Below are 22,180 nucleotides of genomic sequence, written 5' to 3'. Positions count from 1 at the left end.
GGAGCATGCTATACGGCAGCTTTTTCGGCTTTGGCCGGCATGGCTTCCAACCAAAAATTATTGGCACCTTCGCCAATAATCAGTCGCACTTCCCCATAGTGTGCCATCTCTAAAATGGCTAAAAAGTTGAAAATGACGGCTACCCGGCGCGGGTTGGTTTCAATGATTTCGGAAAATGCCACCCGGCGTTTTTGAGCAACCAGCCGTTGAATCATCTGTTTTTGCCCTTCGATGGTGAACGGATACTGCTCGATGGTATGGGAGAGGCGCTTGTTTTCCAGCCGGTAGCGTTCCATCACCTGCTCATATACTTTCAGCAGCTTGTACAGGTCAATACCTTGGAGCTCGGCTTCTACATTGTTGACGGCTGCCAGCTTTTGCAGCTCTTTGTGCAGGTTGCCGCGGGCTTCTTTTTTCAGGCGCTCATCTTCGAGCTTGGCAAACTCATCAATGACCGATTTGTATTTTTTGTATTCAAGCAGATGCTTGATAAGCTCTTCGCGCGGGTCTATTTCGTTACCTGCTTCATCCAGCTCGGGGCGGGGCAGCAGCATTTTTGATTTAATACGCATGAGGGTAGCCGCCACTACCATGAACTCGCCGGCTACTTCTATGTTCAGTTTCTCGAGCTGATGGATATAATCAAGAAAGTCGTGGGTAATCTTGGCTATAGGAATGTCATAAATGTCCAGCTCATCTCTTTCTATAAAGAAGAGCAGCAGGTCAAATGGACCTTCAAACAAAGGTAATTTTACTTCGAAGCTCACAACTTTCTTGACTTATTAGAGGTTGAAGTTGAACTTTTTTTAGTCTCTTGAAAAAGAGATGCTTTCCTACGTCTTCAAAATTAGCAAAATACGTTGGTAAATTTAGAAAAATGTGTATGTTTGTTTGACGTGTAGGCAACCATTTGCTGAAAAAGTAGTTGTATTATCCTGAAAGTATTGATGATTTAAAATATCGAAACATGAGTGCACCCAATATACTCAAGCCCGGTCCGCTATTGGAAAAAGTGAATTACCCCGAAGATTTGCGTCAATTGCCTATCGAGCAGCTACAACAGCTTTGCTTCGAGTTGCGCGACTACATCATAGATGTGGTGTCGGTATATGGCGGGCATTTTGGGGCAAGCTTGGGCGTGGTAGAGCTTACCGTAGCTTTGCACTATGTGTTCAATACACCGGATGATAAATTGGTATGGGACGTAGGGCACCAAGCCTATGGGCATAAAATCATCACCGGGCGGCGCGATTTATTCCACACCAACCGCCGTTATGGTGGCATCTCGGGCTTCCCGAAAATCAAAGAAAGCCCCTATGACCATTTTGGTGTGGGGCACTCTTCCACTTCCATATCGGCAGCGCTGGGCATGGCCATTGCTTCCAAGCTCAAGGGCGAAGAGCATCGTCATCATGTAGCCGTCATTGGCGATGGGGCACTCACCGGCGGCCTGGCTTTCGAAGGTATGAACAACGCCGGTGCTTCGGATGCCAACTTGTTGATAGTGTTGAATGACAACTGCATGTCCATTGATCCCAATGTGGGGGCATTGAAAGAATATTTGACCGATATCACCACTTCTACCACCTACAACAAGCTGAAAGATGAAATATGGAAGATGCTGGGCGTGCTCAATAAATTGGGCATTCATGCACAAGAACTGGCTTCGAAAATAGAGCATACCTTTAAAAGCTTTTTGTTGAAACATAGTAACTTCTTCGAGTCACTGAACTTGCGCTATTTCGGCCCGGTAGATGGTCACGATGTAGAGCACTTGGTGCATGTGATGGAAGATCTGAAGAAAATACCCGGTCCTAAATTGTTGCACTGCGTGACGGTGAAAGGCAAAGGGTATGCACCTGCCGAAAAAGAACAAACCATCTGGCATGCGCCGGGCACCTTCGATAAACTCACCGGTAAAATACACAAGAAGCCTGTGGAGAAGCCACAACCGCCCAAATATCAGGATGTGTTTGGGCATACGATTGTGGAACTGGCGCGCATGAATCCGAAAGTGGTGGGCATCACGCCGGCCATGCCTTCCGGCTCTTCGCTCAATATCATGATGCGCGAAATACCGGAACGTGCTTTTGATGTGGGCATTTGCGAACAACACGCCGTTACTTTTTCGGCAGGCTTGGCTACACAAGGCTTCATTCCGTTTTGCAATATTTACTCTACTTTCATGCAGCGGGCTTATGACCAGGTAATTCACGACGTGTGCATACAAGAGCTGCCCGTGATTTTCTGCCTGGATCGCGCCGGCATGGTGGGCGCCGACGGTGCCACACACCAAGGGACTTACGACCTTGCTTACTTCCGTTGTATTCCGAACTTGGTGGTGTCTGCGCCTATGAATGAGCAAGAACTGCGCAATTTGATGTACACGGCTATGCTGGATGCCGAAGAATATGGCAAGCGGGCATTCAGCATACGTTATCCGCGGGGGCAAGGGGTGATGGTTGAATGGCGCACGCCTTTTGAACGCATTCCTATAGGCAAAGGGCGTGTCATACGTGAGGGTGAAGAGTTGGCTATTCTCACCATAGGGCACGTGGGCAACTTGGCTGTGGAAGCATACAGCAGTTTGCTTGCCGAAGGCTACAATCCGGCGCATTATGATATGCGCTTTGTGAAGCCGCTGGATGAAGAGCTGTTGCATGAGATATTCCAAAAGTTCGACAATATACTGACCATAGAGGACGGTTGCTTGATGGGGGGCTTTGGCAGTGCGGTGCTCGAGTTCATGGCAGACCATGGCTATCATGTGCGTGTACGCCGCTTGGGTGTGCCCGACAAAGTAGTGGAGCACGGAACGCAACAAGAACAGTACAAAGAGTGCGGATATGATGTGGAATCTATACGCTTGGAAATCAAGAAAATGTTGGGCGAACGGACGCCTGAGCATGTTTCGGGTGAAAAAAAATTGCAAGAAAAATTTGGTAGATAAAAAAAGCCTTTCTATATTTGCATCGTCATCGCAAGGGAATTGGCCGATGGTGTAATTGGCAACACGTCTCACTTTGGCTGAGAAGAGTCCAGGTTCGAGCCCTGGTCGGCCAACGCAAAAAAAGCCCACTCGAAAGAGTGGGCTTTTTGTTTGCTTTATTCTAAATGATTGTTTAGATTTGTAGCATAAAACGAAAAACAATGCCAAGGCCCAAGAAGTATAAGGAGGAAGAGGTGCTGCACAAAGCTATGAATGTATTTTGGCTTTATGGTTACGAAGGCGCTTCCATGCAGCTGCTGGAGAAGGAGATGGGCATCAATAAGTTTTCTATTTATGCTTCTTTTGGAAGCAAAGATGGACTCTTCCTGAAAAGCATGAAATGCTATGAGCAGCTTCTTGGTAAGTTTATACGCCAACTACAGAGTGATGCTTCCTTAGGTAAGCAGGCTATCAAGCGCTATTTCTATGACTTTGTCGAGTTGGCCAAGGAAGGCAACTTTGGCAAAGGCTGCCTGATTGCTAATACAGTAAATGAGTTGGGGAAGTTAAACAATGAGCAAGTAAAAGAAGAAGTATTGTGTTTTATCAGACAGGTGCGTGGCGCTTTCAAACAGGCATTGGCTGCGGAGTATGAAGATATGGAAGAGGTCAATAGAAAGGCCAATTACTTGTTGGTGTCTATTTTTGGCTTATCTGCAGCGACCAAGCTCTTTGATAAAGAGCAATTGTATGACTACATAGAGCAAGTATTTATGAATGTATAACTCTGTAAGTCTTTTTTTTTGAATTGTTTCTAACTGATTGGTTAGTTATATTGTTCCATCTTTTAAAATTGTGAGTATTATGGCAAGTACGTCAGAAAACAAAAACCTGCAAATTCACACACTTGAGACTGCGCCCGAAGAGAGCCGTCCCTTGTTAGAGAAATCTTTACGCAATTATGGTTACATCCCCAATTTACATGCCGTGTTAGCTGGTTCGCCCAATTTGCTACAAGCCTACCAGCAGTTGCATGAGTTGTTTACTACTTCTTCTTTCAATGCAGAAGAATTGACGGTTGTTTGGCAAACTATTAATGTGGAGCACGAATGCCACTACTGTGTGCCTGCTCATACGGCAATAGCCAAGTCAATGAAGGTAAGTGATGAAATTATTGAGGCATTGCGGAACAAAACACCTTTGCCGAATCCAAAATTGGAAGCGCTGCGCCAAATGACGCTTTCTATTGTGAAAAACAGGGGAAATGTCACTGCTGAAGAAGTGCAAGCTTTTTATGAAGCAGGTTATACGGAGCGCCACTTGCTGGATATTATTTTAGGACTTTCTCAAAAAATCATCAGCAATTACGTCAACCACATTGCCAATACGCCATTGGATAAGGCGTTTGAAAAGTATGCAAAATAAAGTAGGGATGGGGTGCCGGGAAGCCGGTGCCCCATATTTTTAGACCTAAACGAGATTGGCCATGATTTCAAGAAGAAAATTTATCCGGCAAATAGGCACCATTGGTCTGGGAGCCACTACCTTCTCTCTTATCAGCAATCAAGTATATGGTAATAAACAGAAAAAGTATATGATATCAAGACCTAAAGTTTTGTTTTTCGATGTGAATGAGACGCTTTTAGACCTAACTGCCATGAAAGCGGTAATAGCTTCTTATTTGAATGGTGAAAAAGAGTTACTTGATTTGTGGTTTTCTACCATGTTACACCATTCGTTGGTTATGAGTGCGGCAGGTCAATACGCTCATTTTGGACAGATAGGGGCCGCTGCCCTTCAAATGGTTGGGGCAGCCAAAGGAATACACATATCGAAAGAGGAAGGGGAGAAAGCTATTTTACAAGCGCTGCGCTCGTTGCCGCCACATCCCGATGTTAGTGAGGGGCTGATACGTTTAAAAGAAGCCGGTTTTACTTTGGTATCTTTCACAAACTCTTCGAAAGAGGGAGTAAAACAACAGTTGATGAATGCCAATTTATTGGAGCTCTTTGATGAGCGCCTAAGTGTAGAGGAGGTGGGGGTTTTTAAACCATTTAAAGAGGCATATGAATGGGCAGCCCGCCAAATGGGTGTAAAGGCCCACGAAGCTATGCTTATTGCAGCTCATGGGTGGGATATAGCCGGTGCACTGTGGGCAGGTTGGCAAGCAGCTTTTATTCATAGACCAGGTAAACAGCTTTTTCCCTTGGCGCCGCAGCCCCAGTTACAAGCTTCTGATTTAAAGCAAATAGCTGAGCTCATCTTAAAGCAATAGTAGAGTGGCAGCTTATTTCTCATTAACAGGCTTGGTTGCTTCCTCCGGTGGTGAAGCCGGGCGATAAGGCTCGAAGGGAATAGTCAGAAGCCGCACGATGCGGCTATGCTCTTCTTCTTTGAGGTGAGTATCTATGCCATAGCGTAGCTGCTGTGGTGGGCGGAAGGCATAGGTGCCAAACAGGCGGTCCCAAATAGAAAATATGTTGCCATAGTTGGTATCGGTGAGTGGCAGGCGGTAGTGGTGGTGCACTTTATGCATATCCGGCGAGACGATGAAGTAGCTGAGCCACTTATCGACCTTGGAAGGAAGCTTGATGTTGGCATGATTAAATTGAGAAAAAAACACCGATAAGCTTTGGTAAAGCATGACCAGCCACATAGGTGCTCCGGCAATGAGTACCGCCAAAATGGTGAACACAGCCCGGAATACGCTCTCGACAGGGTGGTGCCGGTTGGCAGTGGTGGTATCTACGTGGGGGTCGCTGTGGTGAATGATATGAAAACGCCACATCCAGCGCACGCGGTGCTCTAAGTAATGGATAAGGTAGGCGCCTATCAGGTCGAGCAAGAGCAAGCCAATAAGCATCTCTGCCCAAAGGGGCAGTTGGAGCCACTGTATCACACCAAAGGAGTGTGCCACTGCCCAGCGGCTTGATAAATACAATAGGCCGGCAAAAGCCAAATTGATAAGTACGGTCGTAAGGGTAAGGAAAATATTAATGCCTGCATGTTTCCATTTATGGTAAGAAAATTTCATGAGCGGGACAATGCTTTCCAGGCTCCAGAATAGCGCCAGACCGCCAATAAGAAAAGCGGCACGCCAGCTGCTTGGGATCTTTTCAAAAAATAGTATTACATCTTCCATCTTGATAGGCAAAATTTAAAAATGAGCTACTGTTTTTTTCCCTTATGAATATAAGGAAAATTAAATAATGTGCAGGCGTTTTATTAAGGCAAGTGAAAGTTTGTTTATGTGTTTTGTTTTGTAAAATATTACATGTTTCATAAGGGGCGTGTTTTATTTCAAACCGTCATTTTCTATAAATTGTGGGCTGTATTTATTCGGCTTGCCTAATACCAAATAAACTTTATGACATCCATCGATCAGTTTTTAAAGATTGACTTAGACAAAGAGTGGGAGAAAGAATATGAACGCTTAGGGGCTTTGTATAACTTTTGGGGCGCTATTTTGGCAGCTCTTTTTTTGCCACTTGCCCTTTTGGTTGAAATGCGTCTGCCCAAAGCAGATCCGGACTGGTGGTATTTGTTTCGTTTGGCTCCTTCTCTGCTTATTGGTCTTTTGCTTGTACTTTACCGCCTGGGTTATGTGCGGCACGACCGTATGATGCAGCTGACCGGGATGCTTTTGTTTACTTCGGGCGCCTACTGGGTAAATCCTGACGAGTGGCTGGGCTATTTAATTTTTAATGCCACTTTATTTTTGACTATCCCCCTGGTACCGATTATGCGCCCTGCCTATTTTGTACTGAACTTCGTTTATACCATAGTCATCAACATCACTTTTTTTATCGTATTCAATGAAAAAAGTTTTGTAGAGTTCTGGACACAGCGCATCGCTGCGCTCTTTTTGGTGGGCGCTATTGTGAGCTATACCATGGGCATTGCCCGCTATTATTATTTTAAAAATGCTTTCAGGCATAAGCTGGTGCTTCAGAAAGCACTGCTTTCTTTGGAAGAAAAGAACCGTCAGCTGGAAGCCTTTCAAGCGGAGCTGAGAGAGAAAAACGAAGAGCTGCGCCAACAGAATGAAGAAATCATGGCACAGCGTGATGAGATAGAAGAGCAAAAGCGCCTTATTGAGGAGCAAAACCAACATATTCTCGATAGTATTCACTATGCCAAGCGCATTCAAGAGGCTATTCTGCCTAAGCGCGAAGAGCTTGATGAGGCTTTGAAGGAATATTTTGTGTTGTATAAACCACGCGATATTGTAAGCGGTGACTTCTACTGGCTCTTGGAAACAGAAGACGACCTGCTTTGGCTTGCAGTGGTGGACTGCACGGGGCATGGGGTGCCCGGCGCCCTCATGAGCATGCTGGGCTATGCTTCGTTGAACAACTTCGTGTTGCGCCATCCTGTTACCGGTCCGGCAGCGGTGCTTGAGCATATGAGTAAAGAAATTCCTTATTTGTTACGTCAAGCAGGAAGCCAATCCGGCGATGGAATGGATGTGGGCATTGTCTGTATCGACAGGCGCCAAAATGTCTTGAAGGTAGCAGCTGCCAATAGTCCCATTTTGTATGTAAAGAATGGCGAATTACACAAAATAGAGGGTAGCCGGCGCAATGTGGGAGGAAGCAACTTCCGGTCTATAGATGAGCGCTTTAAGGAAGAAGTGATTCATTACCGGGCGGGCGATTGTCTGTATTTGTTGTCAGATGGCTATCAGGATCAGTTTGGCGGGCCCAAGGGAAGACGAAAGTTTGGTTCCCGCCGGTTACGTGAGCTGTTGCAGTCTGTTAGCCATTTGCCTATGCCTGAACAAGGCAAAATACTGGAACAACAGTTGGAAAACTGGATGGCAGAAGGTCAACAAAAGCAATTGGACGATATTTCTCTTGTAGGCGTACGTCTATAATGCTTGCAGGGCGGAATGACCACTTATTACAACTTGACTTTATGGAAGAGAAGGACAGGGTGAATATTACAGCCAATGAAGTACTTACAAGACAGTTGGGAGCAAGAACATGAGCGTATTGGTGGTATCTACAACTACTGGGGGGCGCTGCTGGCAGTGTTGTTTTCGCCTTTAGCGTTTCTTACCGAAAGTGCCCGCCCAAAAGACAATGAGACATGGTGGTTGCTTTCGCGCTTGGTACCGGTCGTGCTTATTGCCTTACTGATTGTGCTCTATAAAAGAAAACGGCTTTCACACGAGTTACTTGTGCAACTTACAGGGCTGCTGTTATATACTTCACGGGCTTACCGGGTGCATGCGCAAGACTTAACACAATATACCATCTCTGCAAGCATTATGTTTTTTACCAGTGCGGTGATTCCCGTCTTGCGTCCCGCCCGCTATGCCTTTAATGCGGTGTTTGCTCTGTTGGTTCATTTGGGCATGCATGTCTTTTATTATAAACAATCTGTTGCGGAACACGCTCTGATAGCCGGGTGGGTGTTGACCGGTATAGTGGTAAGTCATGGAATAGGTATTGCCCGTTATTATTATTTCAAACATCAGTACATTCAGCGCCGCCTGCTTAACGAGCTGTTGCGTGAGCTTTTACACAAGCAGGACCAGCTTGAGCGGGTGTCCGCGGTATTGCAAAAGCAAAACGAAAAACTTAAGCAATCTATTATCCGGGTGAAAGAAGGCACCGTGGCATTAGAACGGCAGAAGCAAGCACTTCTTGAGCAACAGGAGACGTTGAAAGTAATGTTGCAGAAAGCCACACAGGTGCAAGAAGGGCTGTTGGGGATGTCGAGGGAGCATTTAATGCGCCTGTTTCCGGAGTCCTTTGTGTTTTTCAAGGGAACTTCGGGCATTAGTGGCGATTTTTATTTGTGTACACGTTCTTTCGGGGCAGATTGGCTGTGTGTAGGCGACTGTACCGGCCACGGGGTTTCGGGGGTGCTGCTCAGCTGCGCTTCAGTCATGGCACTTGCCGACTTGGTGCACCGGCACAAGGAACTGACGCCGGAGCGGCTGCTTGAACTGTACGAAGAGCGCCTGGATTTTTATCTGCACAAAGAAGCAGTCAATCTAAAAACTGGTGCTGATGTTGGCATATTGAAGATTTCTCCATCCGGTGCGGCTTCTTATGCCGGGCGGGGAATTCCCCTGATACTGATACGTCAAGGCAATGTGTACGAGTTGAGTACATCCCGGGCAGGCGTATTGGCCAACCGTCTGTTGGCAGCCCCGGAACCGGAACAAGACAAAAAGGTAGATGTGTTTTTGGAACGGGGTGATAGCGTGTACCTGTTGACCGATGGCTTTAAAGACCAGCTAAAAGAGAGCAAGCGCCCGCAGCGTTATGGCCGCAGACGTCTTTTCCGGCTTTTAGAAAAAGCACATGGTGTGCCCATGGCGCGTCAGCACCGGCTTTTTGAAGAGGAAATTCAGCTGTGGCGGGCAGGCAAGGCATTTACAGATGACATAACGGTGGTAGGGTTTAAGGTGGTATAAGTGTTCTTAACAAAATTTTAAACATAAAAGCGGGGATTTGCTTGTGATGGGGTGCCGGTTTTTCATAAATTATTAAGTCTTTTCGCAAGAAGGCTTAATTGCCATTGTCTATGGCAGAGGCTTATTACTTACTTTAACATCACATAAAAATGATACCTGACCGCCCTTTCCCTTTTATTGCTTCCCGCAAAGAGCTTCGTAACGTAGCATTGCATGTACTTGAGGGAGCCGTGCCCGATGACTGGTACGGTTATGTTTTTTTGAATACGGCAGCCGGAACCGTCAACTCCGGTGGTTTACCTTACCAAAAGCAGCTGCCCGGTGGTCAAGTGAATCAAGAGTATGCTTCGCCGCTTATCAACGGCGATGGTTATGTGATTCGTTTCGACTTCAACCATGGGGGGCAGGTGGTTGTAAATACCGCTTTACTGCGCCCGCCTTGTTACCATGCCGACGTGGCAACCAGCCCCTTGTGCAACCCCGCCGACAACCGCTTCTGGCGCTATGCCTTTCGCAGTTTTGGGTTGGCGCGCATTTCGCCCCTATTAGGTACCCGCAACCAACTGAATACTGCTTTTTTGCCTTTTCGCTTGCATGATGGCGAATGGCGTATGCTGGCTACTTTCGATGCCGGGCGTCCTTTTGAAATAGACCCTGCTACTTTGGAATGCATCACGCCTATTGGTGAAAATACCTTCTGGCACTCCGGTTTGCCGCCTTTCATGCGTCAACCTTTTGAAATGGTGCTCACCACCGCCCATCCCGTATATGACCCTGAAACGCGCGAGGTGTTTTCTGTGAATTTTACAAAGACAACCAAGGCGCTCATGCAGGCAACTACCATCTTTGCCTGGAACCTTGAAACACTCGACGAACTGGAAGAAGAGCTGGAGCGCAAAGTGGAAGGCTGGCTCAACAGGGATATAGAAATAGACTTGGTAGAGGAAGTAGAAGAGGTGTTGAAAAAATACGGGATAGAATAGAGACCCGTCCCGGGCTTAGCCGTTGGTTGCACAAACTGCAAGATTGGTGGTACAGGCTCGTAGGACACCTCTATTCCAACCGCAACAATGTCTATTTGATTCGTTGGACGGGGCAGCGCCGCCCCGAAGCCTGGGTGGTGACAGACGAGCGGGGACGGAGCATCGAAATACGCCACAATATGCATCAGCTGGGGTTGTCAAGAGACTACCTGGTGTTGGGCGATACCAATTTTAAATTCTCTTTCGACATCATGCTCAACAACCCATTTCCCCATAATTCCAAGATAGATGCTTTCTTTAGAAAACTGCTGAGCGGGGTGATGGCAGACTACTCTACGGTATATCTTATCGACAGGCGCACGCTCAAGCCCGGTGCAAAGAAGGTAAAAGCAAAGCGGGTGCGCATCCCTTCCGAAACAGTGCACTTTTCAGTAAACTACGACAATCCTGCCGGCAAAGTAACCATCCATACCGCACACAACTGCTCGGCGTGTCCGGCAGAGTGGCTGCGCCCTTACGATACAGAGAAGATTTCCGGCAAAGCCGTAAAAGAAGAGCTGTATGGCTTGATTGCCGTGGGGCAAATGGACATAGGCAAGATAGGCAAATGCGTGATTGATGCAGAAAAGGGGCTTCTTTTGGAAGAAGAAAGCCGCTTTTTGCATATAGAAGAAGACCCTACCGGGGCACACACCTGGGCAATAGGGCTTTACACTTACCGGGACATGCTTTCGCCCGAGAAAAACGTGGAAGACATACGCTATGTCTATTGGCAGAGTTATGGTTTGGCAGAAGAGCGCCTTACCTCTTTCATTTACAACCTCTATGACTCCCCTGAACGGCACCGCCTTTTGCCGGTAGAGAAAGTGCTGGAGAAAACAAAACAAGGTGCCCCCTTTGTGCTTTTCTGTGTGGACACGGCACAGATGAAAGCCACCGATGCTTATCGCTTCGATGAAGGCACCTACATGTGGTCCTTACAGTTTGTGCCACGCCGCAAGCCAACGCCCGGTGTGCACCCCCAGCAAGACGGCTATATTTTATGTACGGTTTTGCCTTGCCGTGCCGGGCAATATACCTCGGAAATATGGGTGTTCGATGCAGCCAATTTGTCGCAAGGACCGCTTGCCCGTCTGGGGCATCCCGATTTGCTCTTTGGCTTTACGATTCACAGCGTGTGGGTGCCCGAAGCCCAAGAGGTGAGCCAGCCGCCCTATTGCCTGAATGTGAAAGAGGATTATTTGCCCATGCTCAAAGGTATCAAAAGACGCAAGCACCGCCAAGCCATTACGCAACTGTTTGAAGAATATGTCTTTCCGTATGAATATGGTAAGAAGCAGTAATTAGGCAGGTCAATGGTTCATGCGTACCTGAACGACAATTGGAAAAAAGAATACGACCGGATAGGGAGCATTTATAACTATTGGGGCACTCTGTTGGCTGTATTCTTTTCTCCTTTGGTGTTCCTAAGAGAAGGACCGGTACCCAAAGACAACGAAACACTATGGTTTTACACGCGGCTGGTACCCATCCTGCTGACTGCATGTCTTGTGGTATTATATAAAACCAAGCATTTATCCCACGAATGGTTGCTACTGGGCACCAGCCTGTTGCTTTATACCTCACGCGCTTACCGGACCGATGCACTCAATATCACACAATATGCATTATCCCTGAGCATTATGTTTTTTGTGGGCTCGGTTATCCCTGTGCTACGCCCTAAATACATAGTTTTAAAAGGTGCATATGCCTTGTTGGTGCATTTGGGAATGCATGTTTTCTATTACAAGTTATCACTTGTAGAATATGCCCCCATAATCAGTTGGCTGGTTATTAGCATTGTAGCAAGTCACTCTATCAGTGCCCTGCGTTACTTTTACTTCAAGAATCGCTATGTAGAACGCAAGCTTTTGAGCAAAGTTCTAAATGAAGTGGCACTTCGGAAGGATAAACTGCAAAGAGCAGTAGAAGTGCTGCAAAAGCAAAATGAGCGCTTACATCGCTTCATAGAAGAAAAAGAAAAGGGAAAGCGCTTGGTAGAGTTACAAAAAAAGCTATTACAGCAACAACAGGAAGACTTAAAGCAGGCTTTAGAAAGCGCCCGGCAGGTACAACGGTCCTTGTTGCTGCCTTACGAAAACTATCTGAAAAAGCGTTTTCCCTCGTCGTTCTTACTTTTTCAAGGAGCAGATGGGGTTAGTGGTGACTTTTTCTTATGCATGCATGCCCATGGATATGATTGGGTGTGCATAGGTGATTGCACGGGGCATGGGCTACCGGGTGCTTTGCTCAGCTGTGCGTCGGTTTTGGCATTGCAAGACTTGTTGCAGCGGCACAAAAGGTTGTCACCGGTGCAGCTGTTCGAGCTTTATGAGGAGAGAATGGATTTTTATTTACATCATGAAGCGCTCTATCTGAAAACCGGAGCCGATATAGGTATACTCAAAATAGCGCCTTCCGGAGAGGCTTCTTTTGCGGGTAGAGGCATCCCACTTTTATTGACACGACAGGCAGTTTTATATGAGTTGCGCACTTCACGTGCCGGTTTACTTGCCAACCGTTTATTAGTGCCGGCCGATGATGCCCCCGGTGATCAGGTGGAATTTTTTCTTGAAGCCGGTGATCGCTTTTATTTGTTTACAGATGGCTATAAAGATCAGTTATGCCATAGACAAGGAAAGCGCCCGAAGCGTTATGGAAGCCGCTGTCTTTTTCATTTGATTGAGTCCATAAAAGATAAAACACCGGAGCAGCAAAAACAACTTCTGATAGATGCAATCCGGGCATGGAGAGGTAGCGACCGGCTTAACGACGATGTAACGGTTGTAGGTGTTGTCGTTGAGTAATACTGTCTTTTCGAACTACCACCGTCTTTTGGTCGTAACTTAAGGCAGCAAATACCCCCCAGCCACCTTCTACCCCCGAAATGATATTGGCGGGTGGAGCAAAAGGGTTACCGTTGGCATCGACGGCGTCGTCTATTGTGCGGAAGTAGTCATAAAAGCGCCGGTCGATATGATAAAGCAGTACCTGCAGTGTGTCTTTGTCTTCGAAGCGGTAGGCAGTGCCCAGAGTAAGTTCTCCGTTGGTGGCAAAGAGCCCACGATACACAAAGTCCAATTCGTTGATAAGCTTTTGTGCACTGTCCCTTAAAATGCGCATGCGGTAATAATTCTCTTGCTCCGGGTCTTCGGAGTGGCGTATGAGCAACAGGGCTTTGGCGGTGCTGTCTTTTTCTTCTTTGTCTTTGTCTTCAAACTCCCACGTGATTTCTGTGATAGGCACCTTGGGCAAAAAGGCCGTTTCGGCGGTGATACGCCGTCCGCGTGTATCGCTGATTTCGAGCCGGTAGGTGCCACCACCCGTAGAGTCCACCAACGCATCGGAGGCATAATTGTATATTTTGCCGGTGAGGGTGTCTAACTGTGGTTTGTATTCAAGTACCACGCTTTGCCCTTGATGTGTGATGACAACCGTGGCATCATCGATATCGGGCAAGGTGGGGCTGCTGAAATAATTGACACTCTCGGTAAGCAGTAAGCGGTAGGGTTTGCCGTGCTCCAGGTAACACTCTACAACCAGCTGTGAGTCATGCGCAGGCAAATCTACTTCAATGACTTTTTCAAGGTTACAAGCCGGTAAGCATATAATAGCTGCAAACATCCACAAAAGCAGGTAGCGCATGGCTTTAAAATTTAAAGTCTAAACTAAAAGTAGGAATGATGGGGAAGAGGGTTACCTGCTTGGCTTGGAAATACAGGGTTTGGTTCGTATCCGGGTCTTTTACCTCTTCAAAATAAACGAAGAAAGCATTGCGCCGGTTATACACATTGTACACACTGAACATAAGACTTCCTTCGCCCCAACGCGGGCGCAGTTTATAGGTGAGGCTTATGTCGGCGCGATGGTAATCGGGCAGGCGATAGTTGTTGCGTTCCGGATAAACAGGCACCACCACCGGGTCTTTGCCCGGCAAGTCTTGGTATATAAAACGCCCGGTAGGCAGCGAAAAGGCATTGCCGGTGCCAAAGACAAAATTGAAACCTGCCGACCACCTTTCGGTGAAACGGTGCATCAAGACTACCGACACATCGTGGCGCCGGTCATAGCGCGGGAAGAATGCCTTTCCGTTGTTGATGGGGGCATTGCCGTTGCTGCTGTCGGCAAACTGACGGAAAGTCCACGACAGAGTATAGCCTATCCAGCCGGTGGTGCGCCCTTTTTTCTTTTCTAAATACACTTCCCAGCCATAGCCCCACCCTTTGCCAAAGACGAATTCCGTATCCAGGTTGTCGTTGAAGAAAAGCTGCGCCCCGTCTTTGTAATCTATTTGGTTTGCCATCCATTTGTAATACACCTCTGTGTTGAAAAAGAAGCTACCCTTTGCAAGGGTGCGGCTCATGCCCATGGCTATTTGTTGCGACTGCTGGGGCGCCACTACCCGGTTCGAGGGATACCAGATGTCGGTAGGAAGGCTGGTGCCCGAGTTCGACACCAAATGCACGTATTGGTTCATGAGGGCATAGCCGGCTTTGAAAGAGGTCTTGTCTGAGGCACGCCAACGCACCGATAGCCGTGGTTCTATGCCATAGTACCATTTGCCTTGATTGCCAAAAGCCGACACACGCAAACCTGCTTCGCTACGCCAGCGTTCGCTCCAGTCTATGTCATCCTGTATGTAGGCACCCATTTCATGCCCTTCGAAGTTCTGCCCCGATTCGAAATCCACACGTCCGTCTTCGCTTTCAAAACGCAGACGGCTCACTTCAAATTGATGGTAGGTGTGTTGATAACCAAACTGTATGAAATGTTTGCTGTTGGGGCTATACTCGAAATCCAATTTGCCGTTGTAGTCACGTATGCCCGAGCCTATATTGAAGTTGAAAGCATTGAATTGGTTTTTGATTTGGTATTTGTAGTCGGAAAAGATAAAAGAGGCATTCATGAACAAGCGCGGGTTGATGATGTGGTTCCACCGCAAAGTGGTGGTAGCATTGCCCCAGTCGAAATTGAAGTTGAAATTGTCGTTGTTGAATTGAAACACATCCCTGCCAAAATAACCACTCAGGAACAAACGGTTTTTTTCATCCAGCTCTACATTTACCTTTGTATTCAAGTCATAGAAATAATAGTCGGGGATAGGGTCATAATCCGGATTGTCCTCATTGGCTTTGTTGATTTGCCTTGTGATGAGGTCGAAATAAGTGCGGCGCCCCGACACAATAAATGATGCTTTGTCTTTGGCAAGCGGGGCTTCCAGCGTCAGGCGCGAGGAAATAAGCCCCACGCCCCCTTCACCGCTGAACTTTTGTTTGTTGCCTTCTTTGAGCCGCACATCCAGCACCGAAGACAAACGGCCGCCAAATTTGGCAGGAAAATCACCTTTGTACAAGGTAACATCTTTTACCGCATCGGGATTGAAGATGCTAAAGAAACCGAAAAGGTGGGAGGGGTTGTACACCAAAGCTTCGTCTAAAAGAATGAGGTTTTGGTCGGCACCGCCGCCGCGCACATACAGCCCGCTGCTGCCTTCACTGCCCGACTGCACCCCCGGCTTCAGCTGCAGTACTTTCACCAAATCGGCTTCGCCAAAAATTACCGGGATGCTTTTTACCTCTTCCATACTCAGCCGTTCCACGCTCATCTGCGGGGCATCGAGCTGCTCTTGGAAGGGGTCTGTGCTGATGACCACCTGTTCTATGGACAGCAGCTCGGGGCGCAGGCGTATGTCAAGCCGCCGGTCGCGGTCCATATACACTGTTTGCGCTACTTTTTCGTAGCCTATGAAATAGAATTCTACGGTGAGGCTGTCGCCGGCAGGCAGGCTCAAAGAGTAAAAACCATACTCATTGGTGACAGCCCCCGTTTTTAGTGAAGGCACCGATACGGTAACTCCTATCAAATCTTCGCCTGTTTCGGCATCTTTCACGTAGCCGCTGAGTGTATGGCGGGGCGAGGGGGCTTGTTGCGCCTGAGCACAGCGGAGGGGAGCCCAAACCGCCATGCCCACGCAAAGCCATAAGAATAGTGTTTTTTTCATTGTGTGTGATGTAGAGTTTTCTAAAAACAGAAAAAGGCAAACACCTGTTAGAGGCAACGCCCCATCGATTGGTTTATTTTGGGTCGTTACCGGAAAGCAGGTCCGGGCGCCGCTCTTGGGTGCGTTTTAGCGACATCTCGTAGCGCCATTCATCTATAGCTTTATGATTGCCCGACAGCAATACCTCGGGCACCTTCCATCCACGAAATTCGGCAGGGCGGGTATAGACAGGCGGTGCCAGCAAATTGTCCTGAAAAGAGTCGGTCAGGGCAGAGGTTTCGTCGGAAAGGACACCCGGAATCAAGCGGATGACTGCATCGGCAACGACAGCGGCAGCCAGCTCGCCGCCCGAAAGCACATAGTCGCCAATGCTTATTTCGCGGGTTACAAAATGTTCGCGCACGCGCTCATCTATGCCTTTGTAATGTCCGCACAACAGTATCAGGTTTTGCTTGCCGGACAGTTCGTTGGCATCGGCTTGTTTGAACGGTTTGCCGTCCGGAGTCAAATAAATGACTTCATCGTAGGAGCGTTCGCTTTGTAGTTTTTCAATGCAACGTGCTATCGGCTCGATCATAAGCACCATGCCGGCGCCGCCACCAAAGGGGTAGTCATCCACCTGGCGGTATTTGTTGGTGGCATAGTCGCGCAGGTTGTGCAGATGTATTTCCACCAAACCTTTATCTTGGGCTCTTTTGGGGATGGAGTGAAACAAAAAGCCTTCTATCAGCTCCGGAAGAACTGTGATAATATCGATGCGCATCATAGTGTAATTGGTTTTATTTTAAAGCTAAAGAGGCATATAGCGAATGCGTATGCCGGGGGCTTGTTTGATGGTCTTCTTCTCTAAAACCACGCGGTAGGTGGCGGGGCTTTGCCATACTGCCCGTTTGCCTTTTTCTTCTTCGGTGGGTTTGCCGTAACGTGCCGTGTAATAGTCATACATCTTTTCATACCACATGCCTGCATCGGCTTGGTATATATCAATGATGATGGATTGGACCAATTGATGCGTCAGGCTGTCGGTGAAGTATTGTATGTCAATCATTTCGGCGCGTCGCCGGCTGAGGTCTATGCTAAAAGTTTTGAAACCGGTGCTGTCTTCTATCAGCCATGCCTGCTCGTGCTGCATGACTTTTTGTATGCTGTCGCCTAAATAAAACCCACGTACCACGCCTGTATCACTACCGATGATTAGCTGCACTTCAGCTGCCTGCTCTTTCAAGGTGAGCGGCTGCTCGAGGTGTATGTTTTTCTTTACCGTTTCTGCCCATGCTTGTGGCATCGGCAAAGAATCGCTGTTTTGGCTTTGCGTTTCGGTCTGCAGGCTGTCGTTTGTGGCAGGCTGCTCTTCTTCTTGCGAGTCAGTGTGGCAGGCTGTCATACATACAGCCATGAAAAAAATGATAAGGTGCTGTAAATGATGCTTTTGCATGATGCCCGGTTGCTTTGTGCAAAGATACTGAAAGATAGGCATTTCATATAATAAAAACAGCACCCGCCGGGCAGGTGCTGCTGTTTTCACGTTTTGGGTTGTTTAGGCGCTGCATGCTTCGCATCCGTCGGGGTCATCGAGTGAGCAGCTGATGGCATTTTGCTGTTGTTCCCGGCTGAGCTCTTGTTGTATTTTTTGATCCACAGTGAACTTGATGGCTTGGGCAGCCGGCTGTGTGCGCAGATAGTACATGCCTGTTTTCAAGCCTTTTTCCCATGCATAGAAGTGCATAGAGGTGAGTTTGCCAAAGTTGGGCTCTGCCATGAATACATTCAAGCTTTGGCTTTGACAGATGAATGCCCCGCGGTCGGCAGCCATGTCGATGATGGCTTTTTGCTTGATTTCCCAAGCTGTTTTATACAAGTCTTTGATGTGCTGTGGAATCTCTTTGATGTTTTGCACCGAGCCGTTGGCAGCCATCAGCTTGTTGCGCATGGTTTCATCCCACAAGCCCAGCTTGATGAGGTCGCGCAGCAGGTGTTTGTTCACCACAATGAACTCGCCCGAAAGCACCCGGCGCACATACATATTGGAAGTGAAGGGCTCGAAGCACTCGTTGTTGCCTAATATCTGCGAGGTGGAAGCCGTAGGCATGGGCGCCAGCAGCAGCGAATTGCGCACGCCGTATTTCAAAATCTTTTGGCGGAGGGCTTCCCAATCCCAGCGTCCCGAGGTGGGTTTTACTCCCCACATGTCGAACTGGAATATGCCTTGTGAAATGGGCGAACCTTCGTAGGTTTCATAAGGTCCGTCTTTTTGTGCCAACTCCATAGAGGCTTCCAGAGCGGCATAGTAGATAGTCTCGAAGATGTCTTTGTTCAAACCGCGCGCTTCTTCCGAGTCATAGGGCATGCGCAGCATCACGAAGGTGTCGGCCAAGCCCTGCACGCCAATGCCGATGGGGCGGTGGCGCAGGTTCGACTTGCGTGCTTCCGGCACAGGGTAGTAGTTGATGTCGATAATTTTGTTCAGGTTGCGGGTGACTACTTTGGTGATTTCGTAAAGCTTCTGATGGTCGAACTTACCGTCTTTTACAAAGCGGGGCAAAGAGATGGAAGCGAGGTTGCAGACGGCGATTTCGTCGGGGGCTGTGTACTCAATGATTTCGGTACACAGGTTGCTCGACTGGATGGTGCCCAAGTTTTTTTGATTGGATTTGCGGTTGGCGTGGTCTTTATAAAGCATATAGGGCGTGCCGGTTTCTACTTGCGATTCCAATATTTCGAACCACAAGTCTTGTGCACGCACTACTTTACGCGCGCGCCCTTCACGTTCGTATTTTTCATACAGGCGCTCAAACTCTTCCCCATAGGTTTCATGCAAGCCCGGCGCTTCATTGGGGCAGAACAACGACCATTCACCGTCTTCTTTTACGCGTTTCATGAAGAGGTCGGGGATCCACAAGGCATAAAACAGGTCGCGTGCCCGCATCTCTTCCTTACCGTGGTTCTTCTTCAGCTGCAAGAACTCGAAGATGTCGGCATGCCAAGGTTCCAAATAAATGGCAAAAGCCCCCTTGCGCTTACCGCCCCCTTGGTCCACATAACGGGCGGTGTCGTTGAATACGCGCAACATGGGCACAATGCCATTGGAGGTGCCATTGGTGCCCCGTATATAAGAACCGGTTGCCCGCACTTTATGAATAGCGAGCCCTATGCCGCCGGCTGATTGCGAAATCAAAGCGCATTGCTTGAGGGTTTCGTAAATGCCTTCGATGCTGTCTTCTTTCATTTGCACCAAGAAGCAAGAAGACAATTGCGGCTTGGGCGTACCGGCATTGAACAGGGTAGGTGTGGCATGAATGAACCATTTTTCCGACATCAGGTTGTAGGTTTCTATGGCTGCGTCGATGTCGTCTTTGTGAATGCCCACAGCTACCCGCATAAACATATGTTGCGGACGCTCTACTATCTTGCCATTGAGTTTGAGCAAATAGGAGCGCTCAAGAGTTTTGTAGCCGAAGTAGTCGAAATAGTAATCCCGTTCGTAGTTGATGGCGGCATCGAGGCGGGCTGCATGCTTGCGCACCACTTCATACACATCTTTGGCAATGAGTGATGCATTTTGCCCCGTTTTGGGGTCCACATACTCATAAAGCCGCTTCATGGTGTTGGAAAACGACTGGCTCGTGACCTTATGCAGGTTGGAAATGGCTATGCGTGCGGCCAGGATGGCGTAGTCCGGATGGATGGTTGCCATGGAAGCAGCCGTTTTGGCAGCCAGCTCGTCCAGTTCTGTAGTAGGGATGCGGTCATAAATACCGGCAATCACCCGCTTGGCAATCTCTACCGGCTCGATATAGTTGGTATCGAGTCCGTAACATAGCTTTTCTATACGCGCCGTGATTTTGTCGAACTTCACCGATTCGAGGCGCCCGTCTCTTTTCGTAACTAACACTTTGATATGTAATTTTTTAGGTTATACATGATAAAATTGACTCTTCGCCTTATTAAACGGCCTTTAGCGTGTAATGGTTTGTTAATCTTGGTTTTTTGTTTAAAGTGCTGTTTTTTAAGTATTTGTGCTGTATTTTGAATGCGTAAAAGGGATACAAAGATTAAAAAGAAAAAAGGGAAAATCAAAAAGGAGAGATGTGTCTGTTTTTTTGCAGGTGTAAGTTTTTTCTTGTTGTATGTATATAAAAAAGGCGTAGTGCTGTCTTTTAGCAAATATCAAAAATATAAAACAAAAGGAAACAGCCTTTACAGACTGCATTCCTTTTGTGAAACGGGATAAATATTTTTTCTTCCGGCAAGGCGGTGGTGTAATGTGTAAAATCAATTTTTTTCGAACTGCGCCCGGATGTAATCTGCCACCACTTGACCGGAAATGAGTGCGGGCGGTACCCCCGGTCCGGGCACGGTCAACTGCCCCGTAAAGTATAAGTTGCTGACTTTCTTGCTTTTTATTCTTGGGCGGAAGATGGCTGTTTGTTTTAGAGTATTGGCCAGCCCATAGGCATTGCCTTTGAAAGCGTGGTAGTCGCGTATAAAGTCGCTGCCGGCATAAGACTCATGCACTTCTATGAACGGGCGAATGCTTTCACCGGTGTAGTACTCCAGCTGCTTCATGATTTGCTCGAAATAGCGGGCACGTATGGCCGGTGTGTCATTCAGCCCCGCAGCAATGGGAATCAACAACACCAGGTTTTCCTTGCCGGCAGGGGCAGCCTGTGGGTCGGTAATAGAGGAAGCCGAGAGGTAAAACAGCGGCTCCCGTGGCCATTGCGGCTGTGTGTAAATGTCATGGGCATGCTGCTCAAAGTCTTCATCAAAAAACAGGACATGGTGGCGCAGATTTTTGATTTTCTTGCTTACCCCCAAATAGTACAACAAAGCAGAGGGCGCCATGGTACGCTTCTGCCAATAGGCTTCGCTGTATTGGCGGTAGGCGGGCTCCAACAAGGCAGCTTCTACGTGGTGGTAGTCGGCGCCGGCTATCACCACGTCGGCGGCATAGCTTTGAGCAGCCGTGTGCACACTGTGTGCTTTGCCTGCCTGCACGTCTATTTTTTCCACTTCGGCACCATATACTACTTCTACGCCCTGCTCTTGTGCCAGGCGCAGCATGCCTTCCACCACACTGTACATGCCGCCCATGGGGTACCAAGTGCCCAGCGCCACGTCGGCGTAGTTCATGAGGCTGTAAAGAGCAGGGGTGTTTTTAGGAGTAGCCCCCAAAAACAAAATGGGAAACTCCATCAACTCGATGAGCTTGGGGTGCTTGAAAAACTTGCGCACGTGTTTGTGAAAGGACTGCAAAGCCTGCATGCGCAGCATGTCCACAAGCAGCTTGGGATCTATGAATTCCCGTATTGAAAGCGAAGGCTTATAGACGAGCTTGCCCACGCCCACTTCGTATTTGTAAGCAGCTTCTTGCAGAAACTGCTCAAGGCGGCGGCTGCTGCCCGGTTCGTAGGACTCGCACAAAGCTTTGAAGTCTTCTATGCGGGCGGGTATATCCACCTGCTCTTCTTTGCCAAATACCACCCGGTAGGAAGGGTCGAGGCGTTGCAAGGTATAATAATCTTCGACACGCTTGCCAAAGCGTCGGAAATAGCGCTCGAAGACGTCGGGCATCCAATACCAGCTGGGGCCCATATCGAAATGAAAGCCTTGCCGTGAGAGGCGTCGTGCCCGCCCGCCCGCTTGATTGTTTTTTTCCAGAATCGTTACTTTCCACCCATGGTGTGCCAAGCAGGTAGCGGCTGACAAGCCCGCAAAACCGGCACCAATGACGATGGCTTTAGGTTGTGTACTCATGAATCGATGGTTGTTTTAATCTGGTTTTTAACCACTAAATG

General features: G+C 48.0%; 17 protein-coding genes and 1 tRNA gene. 10 read left to right on the top strand and 8 right to left on the bottom strand.

Annotation, left to right across the window (positions count from 1 at the left end; translation table 11 throughout):
* Positions 1 to 8 precede the first annotated feature (8 nt).
* A complete protein-coding gene (locus tag K384_RS07430) occupies positions 9 to 767 on the bottom strand; it encodes a segregation and condensation protein A (RefSeq protein WP_038030965.1) in 759 nt (252 codons plus the stop codon).
* 200 nt (positions 768 to 967) lie between these two features.
* On the opposite strand from K384_RS07430, the gene dxs reads away from it, so the two are divergent.
* From dxs to K384_RS07405, 5 genes are all read left to right on the top strand, one after another.
* On the top strand, positions 968 to 2,950 hold the full coding sequence (dxs, locus tag K384_RS07425; protein WP_051633224.1) for a 1-deoxy-D-xylulose-5-phosphate synthase: 1,983 nt from the start codon (positions 968 to 970) through the stop codon (positions 2,948 to 2,950).
* Positions 2,951 to 2,990: 40 nt separating this feature from the next.
* Positions 2,991 to 3,063 (top strand) — tRNA-Gln (locus K384_RS07420).
* 87 nt (positions 3,064 to 3,150) lie between these two features.
* Complete coding sequence (locus K384_RS07415) at positions 3,151 to 3,714, top strand: TetR/AcrR family transcriptional regulator (RefSeq protein ID WP_038030963.1); 564 nt, start codon at positions 3,151 to 3,153, stop codon at positions 3,712 to 3,714.
* A 79-nt stretch (positions 3,715 to 3,793) separates the two neighbouring features.
* Complete coding sequence (locus tag K384_RS07410; protein WP_038030961.1) at positions 3,794 to 4,354, top strand: carboxymuconolactone decarboxylase family protein; 561 nt, start codon at positions 3,794 to 3,796, stop codon at positions 4,352 to 4,354.
* Positions 4,355 to 4,415: 61 nt separating this feature from the next.
* Positions 4,416 to 5,204 carry a haloacid dehalogenase type II gene (locus K384_RS07405; protein WP_038030959.1) on the top strand — a complete coding sequence of 263 codons (789 nt, stop codon included), beginning with the start codon at positions 4,416 to 4,418 and terminating at the stop codon, positions 5,202 to 5,204.
* Between the two features lie 12 nt (positions 5,205 to 5,216).
* On the opposite strand, the gene K384_RS07400 is transcribed toward K384_RS07405, so the two are convergent.
* Positions 5,217 to 6,071: a sterol desaturase family protein gene (locus tag K384_RS07400; protein WP_038030957.1), complete on the bottom strand. Its 855-nt coding sequence runs from the start codon at positions 6,069 to 6,071 to the stop codon at positions 5,217 to 5,219.
* 225 nt (positions 6,072 to 6,296) lie between these two features.
* Between K384_RS07400 and K384_RS07395 the strand changes: the two genes are divergently transcribed.
* The 5 genes from K384_RS07395 (at position 6,297) to K384_RS07375 (ending at position 13,188) form a co-directional block, all read left to right on the top strand.
* Complete coding sequence (locus K384_RS07395) at positions 6,297 to 7,805, top strand: PP2C family protein-serine/threonine phosphatase (RefSeq protein ID WP_038030955.1); 1,509 nt, start codon at positions 6,297 to 6,299, stop codon at positions 7,803 to 7,805.
* Between the two features lie 75 nt (positions 7,806 to 7,880).
* Positions 7,881 to 9,359, top strand: coding sequence for a PP2C family protein-serine/threonine phosphatase (locus K384_RS07390; protein ID WP_038030954.1), 1,479 nt, complete (start codon positions 7,881 to 7,883; stop codon positions 9,357 to 9,359).
* A gap of 149 nt (positions 9,360 to 9,508) precedes the next feature.
* Positions 9,509 to 10,342 carry a carotenoid oxygenase family protein gene (locus K384_RS07385; protein WP_038030952.1) on the top strand — a complete coding sequence of 278 codons (834 nt, stop codon included), beginning with the start codon at positions 9,509 to 9,511 and terminating at the stop codon, positions 10,340 to 10,342.
* 26 nt (positions 10,343 to 10,368) lie between these two features.
* The gene (locus K384_RS07380; protein WP_157630094.1) at positions 10,369 to 11,685 is read left to right on the top strand and encodes a carotenoid oxygenase family protein; all 1,317 of its coding nucleotides are present in this window, start codon (positions 10,369 to 10,371) and stop codon (positions 11,683 to 11,685) included.
* A gap of 12 nt (positions 11,686 to 11,697) precedes the next feature.
* The gene (locus K384_RS07375; protein WP_038030946.1) at positions 11,698 to 13,188 is read left to right on the top strand and encodes a PP2C family protein-serine/threonine phosphatase; all 1,491 of its coding nucleotides are present in this window, start codon (positions 11,698 to 11,700) and stop codon (positions 13,186 to 13,188) included.
* On the opposite strand, the gene K384_RS07370 is transcribed toward K384_RS07375, so the two are convergent.
* The 6 genes from K384_RS07370 to K384_RS07340 all read right to left on the bottom strand — a co-directional run bounded on the left by K384_RS07370 (position 13,148) and on the right by K384_RS07340 (position 22,139).
* Positions 13,148 to 14,026 carry a DUF4249 domain-containing protein gene (locus tag K384_RS07370; protein WP_038030945.1) on the bottom strand — a complete coding sequence of 293 codons (879 nt, stop codon included), beginning with the start codon at positions 14,024 to 14,026 and terminating at the stop codon, positions 13,148 to 13,150. The two genes, K384_RS07375 and K384_RS07370, sit on opposite strands and share 41 nt — an antisense overlap.
* A gap of 4 nt (positions 14,027 to 14,030) precedes the next feature.
* A complete protein-coding gene (locus K384_RS07365; protein ID WP_038030943.1) occupies positions 14,031 to 16,382 on the bottom strand; it encodes a TonB-dependent receptor in 2,352 nt (783 codons plus the stop codon).
* Positions 16,383 to 16,455: 73 nt separating this feature from the next.
* Entirely contained in the window at positions 16,456 to 17,145 is a 690-nt protein-coding gene (trmD, locus tag K384_RS07360) for a tRNA (guanosine(37)-N1)-methyltransferase TrmD (RefSeq protein ID WP_038031128.1), read from the bottom strand.
* A 27-nt stretch (positions 17,146 to 17,172) separates the two neighbouring features.
* On the bottom strand, positions 17,173 to 17,907 hold the full coding sequence (locus tag K384_RS07355; RefSeq protein WP_038030941.1) for a hypothetical protein: 735 nt from the start codon (positions 17,905 to 17,907) through the stop codon (positions 17,173 to 17,175).
* 12 nt (positions 17,908 to 17,919) lie between these two features.
* Positions 17,920 to 20,274, bottom strand: coding sequence for a ribonucleoside-diphosphate reductase subunit alpha (locus K384_RS07350; protein ID WP_038030936.1), 2,355 nt, complete (start codon positions 20,272 to 20,274; stop codon positions 17,920 to 17,922).
* A 380-nt stretch (positions 20,275 to 20,654) separates the two neighbouring features.
* Positions 20,655 to 22,139 (bottom strand): phytoene desaturase family protein, encoded by a 1,485-nt coding sequence (locus K384_RS07340; protein ID WP_038030930.1) that lies wholly within the window; start codon positions 22,137 to 22,139, stop codon positions 20,655 to 20,657.
* Positions 22,140 to 22,180: the final 41 nt, after the last annotated feature.

It is taken from the genome of Thermonema rossianum DSM 10300, from assembly GCF_000426825.1.
In the GTDB taxonomy this organism is placed as follows: Bacteria; Bacteroidota; Bacteroidia; order Cytophagales; family Thermonemataceae; genus Thermonema; species Thermonema rossianum.
The sequence above is the reverse complement of the archived record's forward strand: the minus strand, read 5'-3'. Positions and strand labels throughout refer to the sequence as shown.